We start from the raw sequence: 22,385 nt of genomic DNA on the forward strand, positions 1-22,385 counted from the left end.
GTGCAAGCACCGGATCATCGTTCGACTTGCATGTGTTAAGCACGCCGCCAGCGTTCATCCTGAGCCAGGATCAAACTCTCCGTTGAAAACAAACAGACACAACCAACAACCCCGGGAAAACGGGATACGAAGGCTGCACAAAATTTGAAACCAGCTAAAACACCAAACCACACCACAGGGGCGGCACGATTCGGCAATTTCAACCAATCAATAAAACAATCGGTATCAACAAACTTGGCACACTATTGAGTTCTCAAACAACAGACACACCCGGCACCACCACAATCCACAAGGGACCGTGACTCGCTCCGGAGCAACTTTTCAAACTTACCCGATCACCAACCGCAATGCAAACCGGCGTATTCGCCGAATCCCACGCATTGGAAGGGTCCCCACCCGAAAAACCGGCGCACAATTCCGCACCATTTTTCAGGCTGTTCAACAAGGGGGTCGGTCGCTATCTTTCCGCTTCAGCGGCGGCGACTCGAATAACTTTACACACGAACACCGGACCACACAAATCGGCCACCGGCGAGGCCCGAACCCTCCAGTCCCCCGGAATTCCGGGGAACTGGAGGGTTCGGGTGGTGCCCTTACAGCCCGCCTGAGGCTACGCGACCGGTATGAACTGCGTCACCGCGGCGTGGCGTCGGCGTCCACCGCGGCACCCGTACCCGCGGCGCCCGTTCCCGCGCCGCCCGCGGCACCCGGGCCGGCGTCCTCCGCGGCACCCGTTCCCGCGTCACCCGGGAGACAAGGCACCGCGTCGCCCGTGGCGCCCGGCGCCGCCGTCGTCGTTCGAGTCCTCCCGCTTCCGCCGCGTCCGCGTGGCCACAGCGGTTCCAGTTCCGCCAGGTCCGCGTCCGTAGCCGTCCCGAAAGGTGCGACGGCCGGCCCGTCGGGGGCCTTGCGCTCCTGGCCGCGGGTGGCCAAGAGGCTCGCACCGATGGAGACGGCCAGGATGGTGGCGATGACGCCCAGGGAGAGCGGTGTGGGGATGTAGTAGATGTCGATCTTAAGGAGCATCTTGATGCCCACCCACACCAGCACAAGCGCCAGGCCGATCTTCAGGTAGATGAACCGGTGGATCAGGTCGGCGAGCAGGAAGTACATGGCACGGAGGCCCAGGATCGCGAAGGCGTTGGCGGTGAAGACCAGGAACACCTCGTCGGTGACGGCGAAAATCGCGGGGATGGAATCGACGGCGAAGATGATGTCGGTGACCTCCACCAAGGCCATGACTCCCAGGAGCGGGGTGGCCAGCACCACACCGCTCTTCCGGACCAGGAACCTTTGCCCGTGGAATTTGTCGGTCATGGGAACGAACCGGCGGAAGAGTGCGAGCGTCCGCGACTTCTCCGGCTCCGGGTGCTGGTTTCGCTGCCGGATCATTGTGTAGCCGGTGTAGAGCAGGAACGCCGCGAACAGGTAGAGCACCCCCCCCCCCGGCGCTGGCAATGATGGCCGAGCCGGCCGCGATGAAGATGCCGCGGAACACCAGGGCGCCCACCACACCGAGGAACAGCACCCGGTGCTGGAACTCGCGGGGTACCGCGAAGTACGTGAAGATGATCGCCCAGATGAAAACGTTGTCCACGGCGAGGGATTTCTCGATCAGATAGCCGGCGAAGTACTGCTGGCCGAACTCGGCCCCGAACAGCTGCCACACCAATACGCCGAAGCCGACGCCGAACGCGACCCAGACGGCGGACCACAGCGCCGCTTCGCGGACGCCGATCACGTGCGCCTTGCGGTGGGCGAACAGATCCACCGCCAGCATCAGGACGATCACGCCAAGGACGGCCAACCAGGCCCACAAAGGAACATTCATCGAAGAGCACCCGCTTCCAGTCAGTCACTACCAACTGGAGGTCTCTCCCGGCCCGAAGGCCTGCCCGCCGGGCCGCTCAGGGGCGGCCGTACTGACGACGGAACATGTGGGGGATACTCCCCTCCGTCCAAAAATTGAAGCACACTCCCCGGGTTTCAGACAACGGCGGGACAGGCATCCGCTCCCCCGCGTTGCGCGCTCCCCGCCATCGAACTAGGGTGATTTATAAGCATGCTTAGCATGCCGTGGGATCCACCCGCCGCCCGAGCCCGGGCCGCCTGATGGCCGGGCCGCACGCACCTATCGGAGGAGAACTATGACTGACCAGTACACGTTCAGGAACCCCGTCACGGCGTATGACCAGATTGAGCCGCCGGAGCAGAGCCAGCCGGAACCCGGCCTGGACGCGAAGATGGCCCCCAAGGCCGACCTCGGCGAGGAGACCTACCGCGGCACCGGCAGGCTGGAGGGCCGCAAGGCGATCATCACCGGCGCGGACTCGGGGATCGGCGCCGCCACGGCCATCGCCTTCGCCCGCGAAGGAGCCGACGTCGTCATGTCCTACCTCCCGGAGGAGGAAGAAGACGCCGCCCGGATCGCAAAGCTGATCGAGAAGGCCGGCCGCAAGGCGGTCAAGGTCCCCGGCGACCTCAAGGATTCGGCCGTGTGCCGCGAACTGGTCGAGACGGCCGTCCGCGAACTCGGCGGCCTGGACATCCTGGTCAACAACGCCGGCAAGCAGATGGCGCAGGAGGCCCTGGGCGACATCACCGACGTCGAGTTCGACCACACGTACAAGACCAACGTGTACGCGATGTTCTGGCTGACCAAGGAGGCGCTGCCGCACCTGCCGGCCGGCGCGACGATCATCAATTCGACCTCCATCCAGGCGTACAGCCCCTCGGAGACGCTTGTGGATTACGCCTCCACCAAGGCCGCGATCAACAACTTCACCAAGGGCCTGGCCCAGCAGCTGGCGCCCAAGGGCATCCGCGTCAACGCCGTGGCCCCGGGCCCCATCTGGACCCCGCTGCAGCCCAGCGGCGGCCAGCTCACCGAGGACCTGCCGGAGTTCGGCAAGGAGACCCCGCTGGGCCGCGCCGGCCAGCCCGCCGAGCTCGCCCCGGCCTACGTGTTCCTGGCCTCCCCCGAGTCCAGCTACGTGATTGGCGAGACGCTGAACGTCAACGGCGGCATGCCGACGCCGTAACGCCCCTCTCGCCAAACGCCAGTGGGCCCCTCCCGGGATTCTCCGGGTGGGGCCCACTGGCGTTTGAACGACGGCGGGACGGGCTCAACGCACGACGGCGGCGCCCAGGCCGTGCGGAGCTTAGCGCTGCGGCGGGAGGGACTTGCTCCAGACCACGGTGCCGTTGGCGTCGCGCAGGCTGACGGTGAAGACGTCGTCCGCGCCGAGGTCCACGTGGCCGAAGAACTGGCTGGTGCCGCTGCGCGGGGACTGGTTGGCGTAGGCGCCGGCCTTGAAGAACTCCACCTTGGGGCCGAACGTGCCGTCCAGAGCGTTGGGCCCGAAGCTGCCTGCGTTGATCGGCCCGGCCACGAACTCCCAGAACGGGTCGAAATCGGTGAACGCGGCCCGCTCCGGCGAGTAGTGGTGGGCGGCGCAGTAGTGCACATCGGCGGTCAAGAAGACGACGTTTTTAACCCGGTTGCGCTTGAACGCCGAAAGCACGGCGGCGAGCTCAAGCTCCTTGCCCAGCGGGGCGCCGTCGTCGTGGTTGGACAGCGATTCCTCGTTCACCGGCCCATCCGGGACCACCAGGCCCAGCGGCAAGTCGTTGGCGATCACCTTCCAGGTGGCCTTGGAGCGGCTGACCTCGCGGATCAGCCAGTCGGTCTGTTCCTGGCCCAGGATGTGGGTCAGGTGCGTTTCCTTGCCGTCGGTGTTGGGGTCCTTGAAGCTGCGCATGTCCAGGCAGAAGATGTCCAGCTGCGGGCCGCGGGAGATCTTGCGGTAGATCCGTTCGGGTTCGAACCCGGTGCCGCCGGCGGTCACCCCGGCGATGGGCTGGTATTCCTGCCAGGCCTGCCGGCCGCGTGCGGCGAGGACGTCCACACGGCGTTCGGTGTAGCGGGTGTCGGTGAGGATCTGGCCGGGGTACCAGTTGTTGTGCGTTTCGTGGTCGTCCCACTGGGCGATGACGGGGACCTCGGCGTAGAGGGCGCGGATGTTTTTGTCCATCATGTTGTAGCGGTGCCGGCCGCGGAAGTCGTTGAGCGTCTCGGCCACCTTGGAGACTTCCTCGGTGACCAGGTTGCGCCAGATCTGCCCGTCGGGTTCGGTGACCTGGGCGCTGATGGGGCCGTCGGCGTAGATGGTGTCCCCGGAGTGGATGAAGAAGTCCGGGCGGGTGGCGTGCATGGCCGCATAGCCGCGCATGCCGCCGATCTCCTCGTTGATGCCCCAACCCTGGCCGGCGGTATCGCCGGTCCAGACGAAACTTTGGCCGCGGGCTTCGCGGCCGCTCGCCAGCAGGCCGGTGTCTGCCGCGGTGCTGAACGAGCCCTGGGCGGTCTCGCCGGCGAGGCCTTCCGCGTCCTCGAAGTGCATGCTGACGGCGAAGCGGGTGCCGGCGGGCAGGTGGCTGGCGTCGATCCGGGCGGTGAAGTCGGTGGCCTCGGTGGCTGCACTCCCCCGCAGCACCCGGCGGAAGGCGCGGCCGCCGCTCAGCGGGGACCCGCCGTCGTCGACCGCCAGCAGCTCAGCCACCAGCGTGCCGGGGCCCGACGCGCGGGACCAGAGGACGCCGGAGCCGGTGGTGACATCGCCCATGGAGATGCCGGAGGGCAGGGTAAGGCGGTTGCGGACCAGGGCGACGCCGGAGGCGCTGGCGGCTCCGGCAGTTCCGGGGACGACGGCGGCGGCACCGGCGGCGGCCAGGGCACCCTTGAGAACATTGCGGCGGCTGAATTCAGTCATGCCTCCACCGTTGCCGGTCCGGATGAACCGCTGGTGGCGGCGGTGTGAACGGGGCACGGGCGGCTTCCGAAGGGCACAAAAAAGCAGGGCCCGTCCGAAGACGGGCCCTGCTCGAAACCTAACGGTCCCGGAACTCTAAGGAATTAGAGGCCCTGGATGTTGGTTGCCTGCGGGCCCTTGGGGCCCTGCTCGACGTCGAAGGAGACCTTCTGGTTCTCTTCGAGGGAGCGGAAGCCGGAGGAGTTGATCGCGGAGTAGTGCGCGAAAACGTCCTGCGAGGAGTCATCGGGAGAAATGAAGCCGAAGCCCTTTTCAGCGTTAAACCATTTGACGGTACCAGTAGCCATTATTTTTGTCCTTCGTGAAGGTGGAAGGAAAATCCCGACTTTCGGGCCTTCCGGTGTGGGGTGCTCAAAACCGCTGCTTCAGAAGAACACGGACTTTCGACCGCGCGTACTGCCTGAACTACGAACTGCAAACACAACAACAGGTTCAACACTACAGGAGTTGAGCGCCGCCATTTACCACATGACGCGGAGTGCCGACGCCGATGCTAGGACTGGGGCTGGGTCTGCCGGGTGTCCGCGGCCGACGGCGCCGTTCCCGGCCGGGGGTTCGACGTCGCCTCCGTGGGCCCTGTTGCGGCGACGGCCGCCGCCCGGTTGCCCTTGGTGATCCGCCGCTCGACGGCGCGGCCCGCGGCGACCGAGAGCCGGTGAGCGGGGCCTTCGACGTAGCGGAAGAACAGCTCGGCCGTGGCGAAGGACGCCGCCACACCCAGGACGAGCCCCAGCGGGAGCGAGACGCCGCGCAGCAGGGTGGCGGCGGCCAGGATGATCGGCAGGTGCACCAGATAGAGGCTGAAGGAGACCCGGCCAAGCCACTGGGCGAGGGCGGTGTCGCCCAGCTTCTTGGCCGAGCCGGAGAGCAGGAACACCAGCACGATCAGGGTGGCGCCCACCGTGATGGCGGCCTCGACGCCGCGGATGGGCGGCTCGGGGCTGATCCACTCGGCGTTGGCCAGGTAGAGCCCGACGGCGGCCAGCAGCAGCCAGATCACCCGCGGCCAGGCGCTGGTGAGCTCGCGGATCCGTTCCCGTTCGGCGCCCAGGACGGCGCCGATGGCGAAGATCGGCATGTAGGTCAGCGCCTCGATGTGGAAGACCCCGCCAATGACCGCCAGGCCCAGCGCGAAGACCAGCTTGAGGTGCCAGAACCGGCGCCAGCGCAGCGCGACGAAGACATAGAGCGGCAGCAGCAGCGAGAACGCGACCTCCCAGCGGAGCGTCCAGAGCGGGGTGTTGATGGTGCTGGCGTTGAGCATCAGCAGGGCGTCGCGGAAGACCTGTCCCGGGTCCGGGGTGGTGACGTACATGTCCGCCCACGGGCTCTGCAGCGGCGACGGCGTGCGCGGGATCAGCACCATCAGGACGACGGCGAGCGCCAGCGCCGCCCACGCCGGCAGGTAGAGCCGTAGCAGCCGCTTGGCGTAGTAGGGCGCCCAGCTCCTGCCGGGGAGTGACTTGGTGAACGGCAGGATCAGGACGAAGCCGGAGAGCACGAAGAAGACGTGGACCGCGGGGGTGCCGTTCCAGAGGACGTGGAGCGGGGAGAACACCGCCCACATTTCGGGGCTGGTGAGCCGGGTGGAGCGGTCGTTCGAGACGACGCGGCCGACCCACGGGAGCGTGGAGAGCGCGTGGCAGGCGACCACCACCAGGGCGGCCAGCCCGCGGAGGCCGTCCAGTTGCGTGACTCGGGTGGATCCGTGCTGATTTGGCATCGATCCATGTTACCAGTCCGTTACATTTGGGCGGCGGTGACGCTTTCGGCGATCTGCTTGATCGCGGCGAGGGTCTTGGGGATGCCGTCCAGCGCCTGCCGGGTGCGGTCGGCGATTTGGGCGTCGGCCTTGTCCCCGAATTTCTCCTTGAACATGGCGATCCCCTCCGGCAGGAATTCCCACGACTCGGTCAGGACGGTCCCGGACTCGGCCGGCGTCATGGTGAAGCCCCACCGGACGTACTTGCCGCCCACCACCCAGGCGAACTCGCGGCCGCGTTCGGCAGCGACCACCTGCGAGCGCGTCTCCCAGGTCCGTCCCGGAACCTCGTTGCGTCCGGTGAACCAGGCACCGACGTCGCCGGCGCTGTCCTCGTCGTCCCACCAGCAGGTTTTGCAGACGGGACTCCACTCGCCGGTGCGGGTGACGTCGGAGACGAGGTTGTAGAGCGCCTCGGCGGAGGCGTTGACCGTGACGGATTCCTGGTGCTGGCGGAGGTTCGGAGTCATGGCTCCATCCTTGCAGACGGTCCCGTCCACCGCCGCCCACCGCCGACCTGCCCGCCGTCGGCAGAAAGCCCAAGCACCCCCGGCAATCCACGCCCCGGTTTCCTCCGAATAGTTGGCATAAGCAACGGTCCGGCCACACCCGGTGGGCCCGTCACCGCAAGTCCGAACCTAAGGAGCCCCGCATGGCAACCGCAACCCACTCCCGCACCACTCCCCGCACGGCAGTCCAGAAGACCAGCCTCGCCGTCGGCGGCGTGTTCCTCCTGGTCGGTATCCTGGGCTTTGTTCCGGGCATCACCAGCAACTACGACTCGCTGCAGTTCGCCGGCCACCACTCCGAGGCCATGCTGCTGGGCCTCTTCCAGGTCTCGGCCCTGCACAATATCGTCCACCTGCTCTTCGGCGCCGCCGGCCTGCTCCTGGCCCGCACCGCCACCGGTGCACGATCCTTCCTGCTCTACGGCGGCATCATCTACCTGGTCCTGTTCGTGTACGGCCTGGTGGTCCCGGAGGATTCGGCCGGCGACTTCGTGCCGCTGAACAGCCTGGACAACATCCTGCACCTGGTGCTCGGCGCCGGCATGATCGCGCTGGCAGTCACCCTCACCAAGGGCCGCGCGAAGGCTCACGCCTAATCGCAGCATACCCATCTCAACCAAACGCGCCCACCGGCTTCCGGTGGACGCGTTTGTTGCAGGTCCAGTCTCGCTGCATCGGCAGCCTGTGCCGGGCGGAGTGGCAGGCATATCCTGCAGGAAAGCCCGCTCGAGGCCCGCAGTGTCCTGGAGGTACCCATGGAAATGCCGAAAGCGTCCGACGCCGACAAGGAGCGCTTCCGTTCGCTGGTTCCCGACCTTCCCGAGGTGGTCATCAAGCCGATGTTCGGGAATCTGGGTGCGTTCGTGAACGGCAACATGTTCGCCAGCCTGTTCGGCCCCACCGTCGGCGTGAAGCTGTCCGCGGCGGACAAGGCGGCACTGGAAAGCACCGAGCGGACTGTTCCGTTCGGGCCGGCCGAAAGCCCCATGGGCGGCTGGACCGGCTTGCCGGAGACCTGAAACGGCGAGGGCGACCCCGAGGCGCGCGCCAGGGCCTGGGCGGAAAAGGCGTTCGAGCATGTGGCCGGACTGCCGCCGAAGGCGCCCAAGGCTCCAAAGTCCCCCAACCCACTGCCGAAATAGCAGCGCCTTTCCCAGCGTGGGCGGAGCGCTGCTACTTTGGAGGGCATCACCATGCGACGACACCACGGCGACCACTATCGGCATCATCTCCTCAGAGATAAACGTCAATGAGAACCTGGTGGGATCCTACTAACGCCGTTAGGACCTGATGGCGCGCGCTGGCCGCCCGCGGGGCTGTCCCCCTCCACCCCGAGAAGATCAAGCTCGACGACCTCCAGAAGGCCATTAACGACTTGGACGTGGGCAGGTCCTCGGCCGCGCCAACCGGGCGCCCATTCAGTTCCTAAGTAACCCGGGGGCGTTGGCTTGTCGCCGATTGCATGGCGAGCTGCTCGACAATCTCAAAGGGCCGTATGAACCTTGCCGGCACCTATCGGTAGTCCGCCCCTCTGACTCCCGACGGCCTACGCCTTAAGGAGATTCTCAAAATCGACTCAGACCAGTTTGCCCGTCAGTCCTGAGTTCGGTCCTGGCGGAAGCTTCAGTGCCGAGTCGACCCCCACATTGGAGCGAAGATCATTGAGCAGATCGGCTCCAGCGAGGCGATTGCCCACTAGTTCTTGCGACTCGGCACGAGGGCTCGCCGATTCACGGCCACGGTAGATCTCGACTTCTCGTCCCTCCTCAACTGCACGCGCGGCAATGCCCCGGAGATAGAATCTGTTGAATTCTCCTTCAGCGAGAGTCACGGCCGCTGTAGACGGAACCTTTTTCGTGTAGGGCCTGCCGTTGCGTTGACTCTCTTCATGGCTCTTGAGCAACTCCCTAGAGACGACCTCCGCTGCTAAAGAGTCGTCGTTGCCCGTCTCGACAGCCGAGAGCAGCAAGTCAGGCCACTCGCGAGTGCCCTGTGGGTTGAGCCGAGTGCTCAGATAAAGAGAACCGTTTGCAATGTCAAACTGCACCTCGTCAGTCATTGATGCCCGGGTCGCCTCATCCAGGTTCGGGTAGTCAAGCCCCATTGCTTCTCTCCTTTTGCATTCCGCGATAGCCAAGCTGAAACACGGAAAGGATACCGGATGCCGCAATCGGGGCAGTCGTGTCTCGTTCGTGACCGGCTCAAGCCGTACCCGAACGAGCTCGTTCTGCTGACGTGTCTTCCGGCCATGGGGCCCCAACCCTAGAGAACCACGACGTATACCTTCTCTTGGCAGCCGCAAACGTCGGTAAAACCCAAATGAGGAGCTGACAGGAGCTGAACCAGGCAGCGCCCAGAAGCGGCATGTTTGGCCCGAGGCCCTGCTTAGGGTGGAAGACGGCTACTCCCCCATACAATGCAAGGGCAAGTACGTGAGTGATCGATAGAGCGTTGCACGGCAATGGGGGCGCCGCGGTCGGCCTTAACGCGATCAGCCGCGCATGGCGGGCCCCACTGCCTGCAGCAATGGAAGTGGGAGCAGTGGCAGGCAACAATAACGCCAACCTGGTGTGGAGCGTCGCGAATATTCTGCGGGGCACCTATAAACCGGCGCAATACGGCTCGGTGGTCCTCCCTTTCACCATCCTCCGCCGCCTCGACTGCGTCCTGGAGAAAACCAAGGAAGCCGTTCTGAAAGAAGCAGAGGCCAAGAAGGACCTGAACATCCCGCTGGATACTTTCCTGCAGAAGGCCTCGGGCCACAGCTTCTTCAACACCTCCCAGTTCAATTTCGCCAAGCTCCTGGATGACCCCACCAACGTCAAGGCGAACATCCTCAACTATGTCCAGGGCTTCTCCGAGAACACGCGTGACATCTTCGAGCGCTTCGAGTTCTACAAGACGCTCGAGAAACTGGACAGCGCCGACCTGCTCTACCACGTCACCAAGGACTTCGCCGCGATCGATCTTCACCCGGAGGCCATCAGCAACATCGAGATGGGCCTTATGTTTGAGGAGCTCATCCGCCGCTTCGCCGAAGCTTCCAACGAAACGGCCGGTGAGCACTTCACCCCGCGCGAGGTCATCCAGCTCATGGTCCAGCTCCTGCTGAACTACGACGACGACGTACTCACCAAAGAGGGCATCGTCCGCAGCATCTACGACCCCACCGCCGGAACCGGAGGCATGCTCACCGTCGCCCAGGAACACCTCCACGGGCTGAACCCCAGCGCGTCCCTCGTCGCGTACGGCCAGGAGATCAACGATGAGTCCTACGCCATCTGCAAATCGGACCTGCTCATCAAGGGCCAGGACATCTCCAAGATCTCCGTCGGCGACACCCTCGCCAACGACCAGAACATCGGCCAGCAGTTCGACTTCATGCTCTCCAATCCGCCCTTCGGCGTCGAGTGGAAGAAAATCCAGCCGCAGATCCAGAAGGAGCACGAGCAGCACGGCTTCGAGGGCCGCTTCGGTCCGGGTCTGCCGCGGGTCAGCGACGGCTCGCTGCTGTTCCTGCTGCACCTGATCCGCAAGATGCGTCCCGCACACGACGGCGGCTCCCGCATCGGCATCGTCCTCAACGGCTCACCGCTGTTCACCGGCGGCGCCGGCTCCGGCGAGTCCGAAATCCGCAAGTACGTCATCGAGAACGATCTCGTCGAGGCCATCATCGCGTTGCCCACGGACATGTTCTACAACACCGGTATCGCCACGTACGTCTGGATCCTCTCAAACAGCAAGAAGCAGAAGCACCCGGAACGCGTCGGGAAGATCCAGCTCATAAACGGCACCGATTTTTTCCAGAAGATGCGCAAAAGCCTCGGCTCCAAGCGCAAGGAACTGGGCCCCAAGGACATCACCAACATCGTCCAGCTCTACGGCTCCTTCGAAGACGACGGTGAGACCTCAAAGATCTTAACCAACCAAGACTTCGGCTACGCCACCATCACCGTGGAGCGCCCGTTGAAGCTCAACTTCGCCTGCACCCCAGCGCGCGTCGACGCCGTTCTGGCGCAGAAACCCGTTGAGAAACTGTCCGACGACGACCGGCAGCTTCTGGAAAAGACGCTCACCCGCCTCGGCGAAGACGAAACAAAGCTCTGGAAGAACCGTGAAGCCTTCTTAAGGATCCTCAAGCCGGCCCTCGCCAACGCCGGTTTAAAGCTCGGAACACCGGTCCTGAAAGCCATCGTTGCCGGGCTTTCCGCACGCGACGAGACCGCAGACGTCTGCAAGGGCCCCAAGGGTACTCTCGAGGCAGACACAGACCTCCGAGACACGGAGAAAGTCCCGCTAGGCGAAGACGTCACCGCCTATTTCGAGCGAGAGATCCTCCCCCACGTCCCCGACGCCTGGATCGACGAGTCCAAGACCAAGCTCGGCTACGAGATCCCGTTCACCCGCCACTTTTACAAGTACGTCGCACCAAGGTCCCTTGATGAGATCGACACGGACCTCAACAAACTCATTTCCGAGATCACGACGCTGCTCGCCGAGGTAGAGCAGTGAGCTCATACGTTCCCTACAAGGCCTACAAGGCGTCACATGTGGCCTGGCTCGATGAGATTCCGGCCCACTGGTCTGTATCGTCATTGCGTTGGCTCTCGACTCGGTATTCAGGTGGCACCCCGGATCGTGAAAATCCCGACTTCTGGAGCGAAGGGTCAATTCCCTGGCTCAACTCGGGGGCGGTGAACGAACCAGTTATCCATAAGCCATCGGCGTACATTTCCGAGACAGGGTTCGCCAGCAGTAGTGCCAAGTGGATACCACAAGGCGCGCTTGTCTTGGCGCTAGCAGGCCAGGGGAAGACCAAGGGGACCGTGGCCCAGCTCGGCTTTTCTGCGACCTGCAACCAGTCCATGGCGGCTCTGATTCCCACGGGGAGAGTGGACGCGAGATACCTTTTTTGGTGGCTTCGTTCGAACTACACAAACGTACGGAGCATGTCTGGGGGTGACCTCCGGGACGGGCTGAACCTCCAGCTGCTCGGCGACATCCCCGTCCCTTTGCCTTCACCGAACGAGCAGCGGGCGATTGTTGACTTCCTCGATCGCGAAACCGCCCAGATCGATGAGCTGATCATCAAGCAGGAACGGCTCATCGAGCTGCTCGTGGAGAAGCGTCAGGCGATCATCACCCACGCCGTCACCAAAGGCCTCGATCCCACTGCCCCCACTAAACCCTCTGGCATCCCCTGGCTCGGCGATATGCCCAATCATTGGACCACATCCCGGCTGAAGTGGACTGGCCCTACTCAAGAGTCGGGAACCAGTGTCAACGGAATGGATACGCCCGCAGGGCCAGATGAATTGGGGGTACTTAAGACCGGCGCCGTTTCAAAGGGATATTTTGTCCCGGAAGCCAACAAGACGGTCCTCCCCGAAGACGTTGAGAGGGTTACTTGTCCAGTCCGTATGGGGACACTCATAGTCAACCGCGCCAACACCCCCGACCTTGTTGGTAGCACGGGCCGGACGCCTAACGATGCCCCGTTACTATTCCTGTCCGATAAACTCTGGCAGATCGATTTTGAGAGGGCTCACACAGACTTCATCTATTGGTGGTCAAAGACAGACGTATATCGGTCGCAAATTCAGTTTCGGAGGGTGGGTGCCAGCTCCAGCATGCAGAACCTTTCCTACCCGGACTTTCTTACGGTCGACATAGCACTGCCTTCCCTCGAAGAGCAGCAGATCACTGCTGGGTACCTCGACGACCGGACAGCCTCCATCGACTTACTCAAAGACAAGGCACAAAGTGTGATTGTTCTCCTGCGCGAACGCCGTTCCGCCCTCATCTCCGCTGCCGTTACGGGCAAGATCGATGTTCGTGAAGGAGTTGCATAGGTATGACGTTGCCTCAGTGGCATGGATTTGTTGATCCGGTATTGCGTGTCATGACGGATGGCCAGGTTCGCCGGAACGCGGAGATCAGGACGGCTGTAGCGGAGGGCACTCGTCTGACTGAAGAGGATATGGCGGAGGTGATGTCTTCCGGCGAGGCGCGTTGGGCCAACCGGATCAACTGGGCGGTCTTCGATTCTATGAAGGCGGGTTTGCTGGTCCGTGAGGCTCGCGGTCAGTACAAGATCAGCGACGAGGGCCTACGTCGGGTGGCCTCCACTGCCGAAATCACCTATCAGACGCTGCTGGAGTACGAGTCATACCGGGCGTACCAGAACACATCGAAGGCCCCCAAGAAGACGGTCCTTTCCGGCGTCGAACCGGCTACCGCAGTCTCCGAGGTTGCAGTCGACGCTGATCCGTCCGAGGCTCTCGAGCGGTCTGCTGATCAGCTCAACCGGGTGGTCATCGACGAGATCTACCGCAATCTGCTGGAACTCTCCCCGGACGCCTTCGAGCGCCTCATTCCCTTCGTCGTGAGGGCGCTAGGCTACGGAACAGACCGTGAAGACAACCTGAAGCCCACCCAGCGTTCCGGGGACAAGGGCATCGACGGGATTGTGTGGCAGGATGCGCTCGGGTTCGACCGGGTGTACCTGCAGGCCAAGCGTTATTCCGAGGGCAATAATGTCGGCGCGCCGGAGGTGCAGGCCTTCAGCGGCGCCCTGGGCCAGTTCCGCGCTACCAAGGGCATATTCATCACCACCTCGACATTCACCTCCGGGGCGCGGGCTGTCGCCCGCGACACGGCGCACTACACGTTGATTCTTATCGACGGGCAGCGGCTGGCGTCGCTCATGTTCGAGTACGGCGTCGGTGTCCAAGTCGACCGCACGGTAGTCGTGAAAAAGCTGGACCAGGACTTTTTCGACAGTTTCTAGGGGGAACCGTATGGCGCAGCACAATGAAGTGACATTCGAGGACGAGATCTGCCAGGCCTTGGCAGCCCAGGGATGGATCTACGAGCCGCACCGCAAAGCAAGCGAGCTCTACACTGCAAGCCGCGCGCTTGTCCCGGAGGATGTCTTCGGCTGGCTGGCCGACACACAGCCGGAGCAGCTGGCGAAGGTCCTGAAGCCGACGGACTCCCCCGCCGAGCACGAGGTGGCGAAGCGGCTGCTCCTGGACCGGCTGTGCAAGGTCCTGGACAAGCCGGCGGCCAAGGAAGCCGGCATGCTCTCCGTGCTGCGCACCGGGTTCAAGGACATCGCCGCGAAGTTTGAGATGTGCCAGTTCAAGCCGGCCATGGGCCTGAACCCGGAAACGCTGGAGCGCTACGGGAAGGTCCGCCTCCGGGTCATCCGCCAGGTGCACTACTCCACGGTCGACACCATGAAGAGCATCGACCTGGTCCTGTTCGTCAATGGCCTTCCGGTCGCGACCATCGAGCTCAAGACCGATTTCACGCAGAACATCAATGACGCCCTAGAGCAATACCGCAAGGACCGACTCCCCCGCAACAGCAAGAACAAGGACGAGCCTCTGCTGTCCTTCGGGCGCCGCGCTCTGGTGCACTTCGCCGTCAGCAACGACGGGATCCAAATGACCACCGAGCTCAAGGGCAACGACACGTACTTCCTGCCCTTCAACCTCGGCGACAACGGCCACGCCGGCAACCCGGTCAACCCCAAGGGGTCGGCCACCAGCTACCTCTGGGAACAAGTCCTGCAGCGCGATTCCTGGCTGAACATCATCGGCAAGTTCTTGCACCTACAGATCAGCGACAAAACCAACTTGGTCACTGGCGAGCGGGAAGTCCGCAAATCCCTCCTGTTTCCCCGCTACCACCAGTGGGACGTGGTCAACCAGCTCATCGAGACCGCCCGGGCCGAGGGCCCAGGCCACCGGTATCTGGTGCAGCACTCCGCCGGCTCCGGCAAGACCAACTCCATCGCCTGGACCGCGCACCAGCTCAGCTCTCTGCACGGCGCCGAGAACCAGAAGATCTTCGACTCCGTCATCGTCGTGACCGACCGGACTGTGCTGGACGCCCAGCTGCAGGACGCGGTCTACCAGATCGAACACAAGTCCGGCGTCGTCGTTCCCATCCGCGGCAACGCCGGCTCCAAATCCGCCGAACTCACCGCCGCGCTGGCGGCGCGGACACCGATCATCATCGTCACCATCCAGACCTTCCCGTTCGCACTGAAGGCCATCGCCGAATCCCACGCGCTCAAGGGCCGGAACTTCGCCATCATCGCGGACGAAGCGCACTCCTCACAGACCGGGTCCACCGCCAACAAGCTGAGGAAGGTCCTCTCCGCGGAGGAACTGGCAGACGTCAACGACGGCGGCGAGTTCGACGTCGAGGCCTATCTGGCCGCCGAGATGGCCGAACGGGCCGATGCCAAGAACATCAGCTACTTCGCCTTCACAGCCACACCGAAGGCTAAGACGCTGGAGCTGTTTGGCCGCAAGGGCCCTGACGGGCTGCCGCAGCCGTTCCACCTGTACTCCATGCAGCAGGCCATCGAGGAGCGCTTCATCCTGGACGTGCTGCAGAACTACACCAGCTACAAGGTGGCCTACCGGCTCACCCACGAGGGCCGGGACTACGACTCCGACGACACCCAGGTGGAGAAGTCCGAGGCGCTGAAGTCATTGATGAGCTGGGTGAAACTGCACCCGTACAACATCAGCCAGAAGGTCCAGGTGATCGTGGAGCACTTCCGCGCCAACGTCGCCTGGCGCCTCGACGGCAAGGCCAAGGCCATGGTGGTCACCGGCTCCCGCAAGGAAGCCGTCCGGTACAAGCTCGCCATCGACAAGTACATCCACGACGCCGGCTACTCCGGCTTGGGCACCATGGTCGCCTTCTCCGGCGAAGTAAACGACGACGAATCCGGCACCGAGGCATTCACCGAGTTCAATATGAACCCCGGGCTCAAGGGCCGCACGCTGCCCGAGGCGTTCTCCACCGACGAGTACAAGATCATGCTGGTGGCCAACAAGTTCCAGACCGGCTTCGACCAGCCACTGCTCGTCGCGATGTACGTAGACAAGAAACTCTCCGGCGTCTCGGCCGTGCAGACGCTGTCCCGCCTGAACCGCACGGCCGTGGGCAAGGACCAGACCTTTGTGCTGGACTTCGTCAACGACCCGGACGAGATCCTCGCCTCCTTCCAGCCGTACTTCCGCGAGGCCGCACTCGAAGGCGTCTCCGACCCGAACGTGGTGCACGACCTCCAGGCTAAGCTCGACGCCGCCCAGATCTACCTCGAGTCCGAGGTGCACGGCTTGGTCAAGTCCTATGTGCTAGAGGCTGGCAACAACGCTCTCTCTGCCTGGGTAGCCCCGGCGAAGTCCCGCTTCAACACCCGTTACAACGCCGCAGTTGCCGAGGGCGACAAGGCCGCGCAGGACGAGCTGGACCTGTTCCGCAAGGACCTCGGTTCGTTTGTCCGTGCCTACGATTTCCTTTCCCAGATCGTCGACTTCGCCGATACAGACCTGGAGAAGCGCTCGATCTACTACAAGCACCTCCTGCCGGTCCTCCGTGTCAACGACGCGAAGGTGGCACTGGACCTCTCCGGGGTTGTGCTGGCCAAGTACGCGCTCAAAGACAAGGGCCGGGCCCAGCTACAGCTTTCGGGCGAGGATGCTCTGCTGAAGCCTCCGACAGACGTTGGCACCGGGCAGACGAAGGATCCTGTCTTTGCGACGTGGGAAGAGATCATCCAGCAGGCCAACCTGCCCTTCGAGGGCGAGGAACTGGACGCGGTGGCGCACTTCGTCGAGGGCGTGCGCCGCGAGCTGGTGAAGAACGAGACGCTCCAGAAGCAGGCACAGAACAACTCCCGAGACCACTTCGGCAGCAGCCCGCACCTGGAAAAGGCCGTCAGTGATGCCGTGTCCAACTCCATGGACAGCCATTACAACCTGAGCCTTCAGGCCCTTGGGGATAAAACCAAGATGGCCGCACTTCTCAAAATGCTCAGCGCGATTTTATACGAACAGCTCAGCGGTTAGGAGCAACTCACAACTTCGTGACATGTGGTCCGGTCGCTCGGTCATTGCGGACCCAGATTGATGAAGCATGTAGTCCCCTTTAGTCGGCGCGCTCCTGGCCGCGGATATCAAGAGGAGAGGTCGTGCCGTAGGTCTACTCGAGGCGGTCCAGCTTTTCCTTGAGCTCCCGCATCCATTTACTTTTAGATAGAGGCAGGCCTGAACTAAGGTGGAGCGCCGAAGTTAGCAGCGCTTCATCAACCGCGGCTTTCTGGAGGGATCCAACGCGTCTACGCAGCGCCACTCCGGCTGCCGAAAGCACATCCTTTCCTCTATGGCCCAGACCGTCCAGCTCTGTTTCGTTTGCCGCAGAAAGGAGGTCGTTCAGACAGAGGCTCGACTCTGAGGCGGCGAGCAAGGCCATACAAAACGCCTGAAACTTCAGCTCCATGCTTTGTAAGTCAATCTTGGAGGCGAGATCGACCTTGTCGAAAGCTAAGCCCATATTATCTCTGGAGTTCCAGAACCGCAGAATAGTAACTGGTTCGATACAGTTTTCCAGTTCTCTTACAACCTGAGCAGACCCACCAGCCGCCTCTAACTTTTCAGATGAACCATAATGCTCCAATACCAAACACAGCGCACCAAGTTCAATCATCATTGCCTCTAAATCACGCCGGGAATACGGATGGCCCACCGTAGCCATATCCGCATACTGCGCTTGGGGGTCAAAATCCGAGTCGACAATGTACAAAAAGCTGCCCAGGTTCCACTCCAGAAGTTGCCGTACCGCTCGGATAACCCGCTTTTTCCCGCCTGCTGGAAAAAGATCAACTGATTTCAAATGCGGCTGCAGCACAAGCTCATCGTCGGGACCTTCAAGGATAAGTACGGGAAGAGCACTTGCCTGCTGATGCTGCCTGATGCGATCCGCTAGATTGTCCAAATCCCGCAAGGAAGGAATAGCATCACTCAAGAATATCGTCCAACTCTGATGCATCCTCGGCTTCGGCCAACGTTGGCGGCGCAACCGAGTTCTGGATGGGAAAATTCAACTCTTCGGTCAGATCCCAACGCCCATTAATAATAGATGTTGAATGCGTGGATAATATTACCTGCAAATCGGCGATCTTAGCTACGCGACTGATGTCGGCAAGAAAAGCATGCTTCCATGCTGCGTGAAGGGAGATTTCCGGTTCATCAATGAGCACCAGTGATCCTCTCTTGGCTGAGAACAGCAGGAGAGTGAACAGAGCAACAAGATGCTGCTCTCCCGATGAGAGACTTGAAACCTGAATACGATGCTCGGAAAACGTCTTGAAAATAAGAGAGCCTTGGGCCGACATGGCAGTTTTCTTTCCCGATTGTTTTAGTTTAATATCGAGAATCTCACGCAGCGTCATGATCTTCTCATTCAGGGGCAACAGTGGCTCCAGCCTCCTCTCCCAGTCGTCCAGGAAGACATTGAGTATGGTGCGAACGGCCGCCGTTGTCTCCTGTGGGAACGCGATCGGCGCCTCACCAATGGCTAGAGAGTTTTTGGCGAGATTTTCGTATCGTTCTACAATTTCGTCATAGCGTTCATGAAGCTCCGATTCGACGACAGTCATATGGGCGGCAGAAATCGCCCGCGCAGCGAAGCTCAGATCGGCGCTCTGTGTTGCTTGGATCGAATTACGTCGTGCCTCGATAACGTCTTTGCGAAGCTTGTTTGTATATTCGAGAATACGGGCCGCACCGGCATTTACTGATCGTTCAGCGTAAGGGTCGCCGCGCCAACTATTCGGCGTCTCCGAAAAAACAGCATCCAGCCTTTTAGTATCTATTAGGATTGGCTGATCTTCATAATACAGCTCCAAGATCTCGGGGAAATCCCGCAACTTCTCTTTGGGGCTGTGCTGCAGCTCTTTAGCAAACCGGCGTTCCATCATGTCCTTTGAGAGAACGCGATCTGTACGTGTGTCCAGCCAGCTTCCGTTGCCGAGTCGGCGAATGTAGTGCGGGAGACCATCTCGCATCTCTTCCAGTTCAGCCGCCGGAAATTCAGCGATATCCCCTTCGGGGAGACCCTGGTCTAGGGCCAGCAGCGAAAGAACGATGCTGTCTTCTTCGTCAAAGCGTCGTGAGACGTGCAAGCCACGTCCGTCACTGAAGGAAATCTCGAGCTCTTTGAAAATCAGAGTTGAAAGTGCTTTCAAGTCCATACCAAGAGCGGCGCGGACCAGAAGAAGAATATGCGTTTTTCCGGCTCCATTTGGTGCTGTGAGAATCGTTGGCGAATCCGTCCGAACATTCACCGAATGGTCCACATACCCAAAGAGCCCAGTAACCTTTACCGCACTTACACGTCTCAAGAATTCTCCGTATTAGCTTCGGGCATCGATCTTCTCGCCATCTGATCAATGAGTTGTTGTCACACAAGCATAGAGTCCTTCATGGATTTCTGACGAGAGACTATCACGCTCGCTGTCGACGCCTACGGCTGGTGGACCTGAAGTTGGCGGATTTCAGTTGCGCTGTCATAACTTTTCTATGGTCTCGAAGTCCGACGGCTGGCGGTCTGCCTCAATTTCAGCAACAAGAATCCGCGAATATCGTCCCACCTGAGTCGCGCTCATTGCGCCACCGCAGCGGCTGTCGCAAACACATCCGCTGGCATCGGACGGCGCAGCTTCCGGTGATCGCAATCGGTTCCTCCCCTGCGTGGTGCACATAGTCCGCCCGGCGGGAACTCGTCCTCGACGGCCTTCTCCAGCTCCTTGCGCCCGTAGCCGGTGAGCGCCCGGTAGCGCAGGTCGAAGCGGAACACCCGACGCTGAATCAGGCACGGTGAAAACCTTGGCCACGTAGTGACCCTGCCTCAGAGGCGCAGAAGCCGCTGGCTGGTGGCCGCCCGGCGTGTTCCGTGAAGCAGCCGGGGTGTTTTACCGCGATTAGCCCAACCTCGTGGTTCAAGCGCCAGCAGCTGTCGTTCGAAGCCGAGATCAAGGGGTTGAGACCGATCGCCCAGGTTTCTCTGATGCCCTTCGGGGGGACGGACACATCGAACAAACTGCCAAGGCTTTATTGTCATCGTGTGAAAGATGAACAATCCAAGACGACCGGCCGGTTTAGCCTGCGGCTTCCCAACGACAAGAAGCTCTTTTGGGTTTACCTTCCAACTATCGCGCTTGTCGTCATAATTCTCGTGGGCATCAGTGATGACGCTGACAGCGATACAAAAGTACAGGCGCTCACAGTTTTAGGGCTCGCCGCAGCTTCTCTCCTCGTTTGCTTCCGTTGGGCATTCCGTCTGTGGAGGGCTCCAGTTTCCACAGTGGACTACATCAAAGGAACGACCGCCTCGCGCACCATGTTGTGGTTCTGGGGGCTGTTCGGCAGCATTTCTTTGCTTGCGTCTTTGACCGGGATCGGCGGAGACTCCTTTACGCCTGTTTGGGAATCCGCAATCTGGACCTTTGCCGGTGCAGGTTCCGTGCTTCTCACCGCGGGTCCTGCCTACAAGGAATACCGCGAGGCGATGGGGACCGCTGACGCTACTCGCCGACCGAGATCCGTACAGCAGCAACGGACGGGGCGTAATGCTGGTGGCGTTACACCGTCCCGTCACGGATTGCGGTCGCGTCCCCTGCTGGTCATGGGTCTGGCGGCAGTCGCGGTCCTGGCAGCCCGCAGAGGATGGAGGAGGCCCAGCAAGCACAGGTCCCACATATAGTCCAGCTTCGCTGGCGGAGACGCTTCAGACGGTGTGAGAACGCCCGGAGCCCATCGGGCGGCGAGAGACGACTGAACCTCCATTCGCCGCGGACGTTCGATTGCTCGTATTCCCTTCTACCGACTCTGTCCTAGGCCTGTTTAAAACGTGCGTACGCTGCTTCTAGTAGCGGCACGCTAGGACGCTGCGATCTCTTCGACGGAACGCTCATCAGCGGCTGCCGGTGTCTCTCTTGGAGACCGTACTTGAGCATCGGACCGTCAACCTCGTCCAGAATGTCAGTCCTGATTTCCACCACTAGGTCCGGTCGAACTCCAAGGATGTGAGAGTCAAACGCGGCGTGGTGGATCTTACACATGGCCATGCCGTTGACAACGGTTGGTGCTCCGTCGGCGTCGGCGTCTGGAATGATGTGAGCGGCATCCAGCAGAACCTTATGCCTTAGGTTACAAATTGCGCATCTCGATCCATACGCGTCGATAACCGTGGACCGAAAAAGACGCTGATGGAGACGTGTACGGGCGATCCTCGTCCCATATCGTTTAAGGACCTCGACCTCCATAGGAGATTCAGTTTCATTGTCGCCGTCGAGGAACGCCCCTTGAGGGTCGATGTCCACTACGAACTGTTGTTTGTCGACTTCCTCGTCAACCAAGAAGACCGGAAATATCGGCTGATACAGCCCTGGCGCAACTCCGAAGAACCAAATGAGGGGCAGCCCGTCGTCCATCGCCCGGCGTAACGCCCGATTGTCAGCGGCATCGGCGTCATCCCCCTGCCACTTGTACCGCAGCATGCCATCTGGGCCTACCTCGTCCTCGTAGGGTCTTTCCTGACCGGGCCGCCGGAACGTCGTAGTAATGGACAGAGCGGCGTCAAGGAGCCGGGGCTTCCAAATCCCGCGTTGCCTACTCTTCAGGGGGAATCGGCGACCTTCGAATTCGAAATCTTCGAGGTCAAGGTAGCTAATTGCGTCCTGACCGTCATTCGTGCGGACGGCGAGCCAGGTCTGCGCTGCCTGGCGCACCTGGGTGTCGAGCGACGGCTGCGGACCGTTCAAGTAATGGAGCACATCCGATTTGGGTACTCTGAAGGCGCCTTGGCCGCGCACGCTCGTGTCTAGGTAAACGTTCGGGAAGAGGCCTTGGTTCACATAATCAGCCGCCATGCTCTGGTGGCGGCCAATCATCACCGCAACTTCCTTTGTGCTCAGGTGTGGCTCTGCAACAAGGGGAGTTTCGGGAAAGACACGTTTCATTTCGCCAGGATAGCCGCGCGCCAGGCCCTTTTAGGAGCCGACTTGCGCCGACAAACGGATTCCTAGCACGCTATCCCCGGTGTCGGCCCCTCGCCCTATGGTCTCCGACGCCCTCGCCTCCCAGGTGATGGAGGGCGTGGAGGAGGAAGTGCAGGAATGCGGCTACGCCGTGATGCTCGGCCGCACCGGCGCCACGTCCGCCTGCACCGCCTAATATCTCCGGGCACTTCGAACCTACGGGGCCGCCGGCGTCGCTTTTATCCCTGCGGCGAGCACGCCAAATACCCGCCAGCTGTTGGGTTCACACGTCGCCATCATCTCTCGCCCTTAAGGACACGCTCGGCTTCCCAGCGTGCCCATCGACGACAAACGGGAGCTTACGACGCGTCACCCGGTCAATTTCGTGCACAGCCGCCCTCGCCGCAACAAAACCAGAAGGGCGCGCCCGGCCA

Annotated in this window: 16 protein-coding genes, 1 rRNA gene and 2 pseudogenes; 8 read left to right on the forward strand and 11 right to left on the reverse strand. The window is 61.8% G+C overall.

The genetic code is table 11. The annotated features are described in order from the left end of the window. Together ACFVY3_RS11685 and ACFVY3_RS11690 are read right to left on the reverse strand one after the other, a co-directional pair. Window positions 1–86: ribosomal RNA gene (locus tag ACFVY3_RS11685) — 16S ribosomal RNA — on the reverse strand; the annotation flags it as partial. Between the two features lie 547 nt (window positions 87–633). Continuing rightward, a pseudogene (locus ACFVY3_RS11690) lies at window positions 634–1,831 on the reverse strand (TerC family protein). Window positions 1,832–2,147: 316 nt separating this feature from the next. Between ACFVY3_RS11690 and ACFVY3_RS11695 the strand changes: the two are divergent. After that, a complete protein-coding gene (locus tag ACFVY3_RS11695; protein ID WP_400159837.1) occupies window positions 2,148–3,041 on the forward strand; it encodes a glucose 1-dehydrogenase in 894 nt (297 codons plus the stop codon). A 120-nt stretch (window positions 3,042–3,161) separates the two neighbouring features. On the opposite strand, the gene ACFVY3_RS11700 is transcribed toward ACFVY3_RS11695, so the two are convergent. From ACFVY3_RS11700 to ACFVY3_RS11715, 4 genes are all read right to left on the reverse strand, one after another. Continuing rightward, window positions 3,162–4,772 carry an alkaline phosphatase D family protein gene (locus ACFVY3_RS11700; RefSeq protein ID WP_400159838.1) on the reverse strand — a complete coding sequence of 537 codons (1,611 nt, stop codon included), beginning with the start codon at window positions 4,770–4,772 and terminating at the stop codon, window positions 3,162–3,164. Between the two features lie 143 nt (window positions 4,773–4,915). After that, complete coding sequence (locus ACFVY3_RS11705) at window positions 4,916–5,119, reverse strand: cold-shock protein (protein WP_208747914.1); 204 nt, start codon at window positions 5,117–5,119, stop codon at window positions 4,916–4,918. 206 nt (window positions 5,120–5,325) lie between these two features. Next, window positions 5,326–6,555 (reverse strand): acyltransferase family protein, encoded by a 1,230-nt coding sequence (locus ACFVY3_RS11710; RefSeq protein WP_400159839.1) that lies wholly within the window; start codon window positions 6,553–6,555, stop codon window positions 5,326–5,328. 20 nt (window positions 6,556–6,575) lie between these two features. Continuing rightward, window positions 6,576–7,064 carry an SRPBCC family protein gene (locus tag ACFVY3_RS11715; RefSeq protein ID WP_400159840.1) on the reverse strand — a complete coding sequence of 163 codons (489 nt, stop codon included), beginning with the start codon at window positions 7,062–7,064 and terminating at the stop codon, window positions 6,576–6,578. 182 nt (window positions 7,065–7,246) lie between these two features. Here ACFVY3_RS11715 and ACFVY3_RS11720 point away from each other — a divergent pair, with 182 nt between their 5' ends. Together ACFVY3_RS11720 and ACFVY3_RS11725 are read left to right on the forward strand one after the other, a co-directional pair. After that, complete coding sequence (locus ACFVY3_RS11720; protein WP_400159841.1) at window positions 7,247–7,699, forward strand: DUF4383 domain-containing protein; 453 nt, start codon at window positions 7,247–7,249, stop codon at window positions 7,697–7,699. Window positions 7,700–7,858: 159 nt separating this feature from the next. Further along, window positions 7,859–8,245 (forward strand): annotated as a pseudogene (locus ACFVY3_RS11725) (TfoX/Sxy family protein). A 434-nt stretch (window positions 8,246–8,679) separates the two neighbouring features. Here the strand turns inward: ACFVY3_RS11725 and ACFVY3_RS11730 are convergent. Beyond that, window positions 8,680–9,207, reverse strand: a complete 528-nt coding sequence (locus ACFVY3_RS11730; RefSeq protein WP_400159842.1) for a hypothetical protein — start codon at window positions 9,205–9,207, stop codon at window positions 8,680–8,682. A 437-nt stretch (window positions 9,208–9,644) separates the two neighbouring features. Here ACFVY3_RS11730 and ACFVY3_RS11735 point away from each other — a divergent pair, with 437 nt between their 5' ends. Genes ACFVY3_RS11735 through ACFVY3_RS11750 form a run of 4 tightly spaced genes read left to right on the forward strand, consistent with a single transcriptional unit; the run spans window position 9,645 to window position 16,981 of the window. Next, the gene (locus tag ACFVY3_RS11735) at window positions 9,645–11,615 is read left to right on the forward strand and encodes an N-6 DNA methylase (protein WP_400159843.1); all 1,971 of its coding nucleotides are present in this window, start codon (window positions 9,645–9,647) and stop codon (window positions 11,613–11,615) included. Next, window positions 11,612–12,955: a restriction endonuclease subunit S gene (locus tag ACFVY3_RS11740; RefSeq protein ID WP_400159844.1), complete on the forward strand. Its 1,344-nt coding sequence runs from the start codon at window positions 11,612–11,614 to the stop codon at window positions 12,953–12,955. The genes ACFVY3_RS11735 and ACFVY3_RS11740 overlap by 4 nt, the downstream gene beginning before the upstream one ends. Window positions 12,956–12,957: 2 nt before the next feature. Continuing rightward, entirely contained in the window at window positions 12,958–13,893 is a 936-nt protein-coding gene (locus ACFVY3_RS11745) for a restriction endonuclease (protein ID WP_400159845.1), read from the forward strand. A gap of 10 nt (window positions 13,894–13,903) precedes the next feature. Next, the gene (locus ACFVY3_RS11750) at window positions 13,904–16,981 is read left to right on the forward strand and encodes a type I restriction endonuclease subunit R (RefSeq protein WP_400159846.1); all 3,078 of its coding nucleotides are present in this window, start codon (window positions 13,904–13,906) and stop codon (window positions 16,979–16,981) included. 133 nt (window positions 16,982–17,114) lie between these two features. Here the strand turns inward: ACFVY3_RS11750 and ACFVY3_RS11755 are convergent, their stop codons facing one another. From ACFVY3_RS11755 to ACFVY3_RS11765, 3 genes are all read right to left on the reverse strand, one after another. After that, window positions 17,115–17,936 carry a DUF4435 domain-containing protein gene (locus ACFVY3_RS11755; protein ID WP_400159847.1) on the reverse strand — a complete coding sequence of 274 codons (822 nt, stop codon included), beginning with the start codon at window positions 17,934–17,936 and terminating at the stop codon, window positions 17,115–17,117. Next, window positions 17,929–19,269: an AAA family ATPase gene (locus ACFVY3_RS11760; RefSeq protein WP_400159848.1), complete on the reverse strand. Its 1,341-nt coding sequence runs from the start codon at window positions 19,267–19,269 to the stop codon at window positions 17,929–17,931. The genes ACFVY3_RS11755 and ACFVY3_RS11760 overlap by 8 nt, the downstream gene beginning before the upstream one ends. 305 nt (window positions 19,270–19,574) lie before the next feature. Then, on the reverse strand, window positions 19,575–19,769 hold the full coding sequence (locus tag ACFVY3_RS11765) for a hypothetical protein (protein ID WP_400159849.1): 195 nt from the start codon (window positions 19,767–19,769) through the stop codon (window positions 19,575–19,577). Window positions 19,770–19,865: 96 nt separating this feature from the next. Here ACFVY3_RS11765 and ACFVY3_RS11770 point away from each other — a divergent pair, with 96 nt between their 5' ends. Then, on the forward strand, window positions 19,866–20,675 hold the full coding sequence (locus ACFVY3_RS11770) for a hypothetical protein (protein WP_400159850.1): 810 nt from the start codon (window positions 19,866–19,868) through the stop codon (window positions 20,673–20,675). A 130-nt stretch (window positions 20,676–20,805) separates the two neighbouring features. Here ACFVY3_RS11770 and ACFVY3_RS11775 read toward each other — a convergent pair whose 3' ends face one another. Further along, on the reverse strand, window positions 20,806–21,933 hold the full coding sequence (locus ACFVY3_RS11775; protein ID WP_400159851.1) for an HNH endonuclease: 1,128 nt from the start codon (window positions 21,931–21,933) through the stop codon (window positions 20,806–20,808). Between the last annotated feature and the right edge of the window lie 452 nt (window positions 21,934–22,385).

This window comes from Arthrobacter sp. BPSS-3 (assembly GCF_044628475.1).
GTDB lineage: Bacteria > Actinomycetota > Actinomycetes > Actinomycetales > Micrococcaceae > Arthrobacter.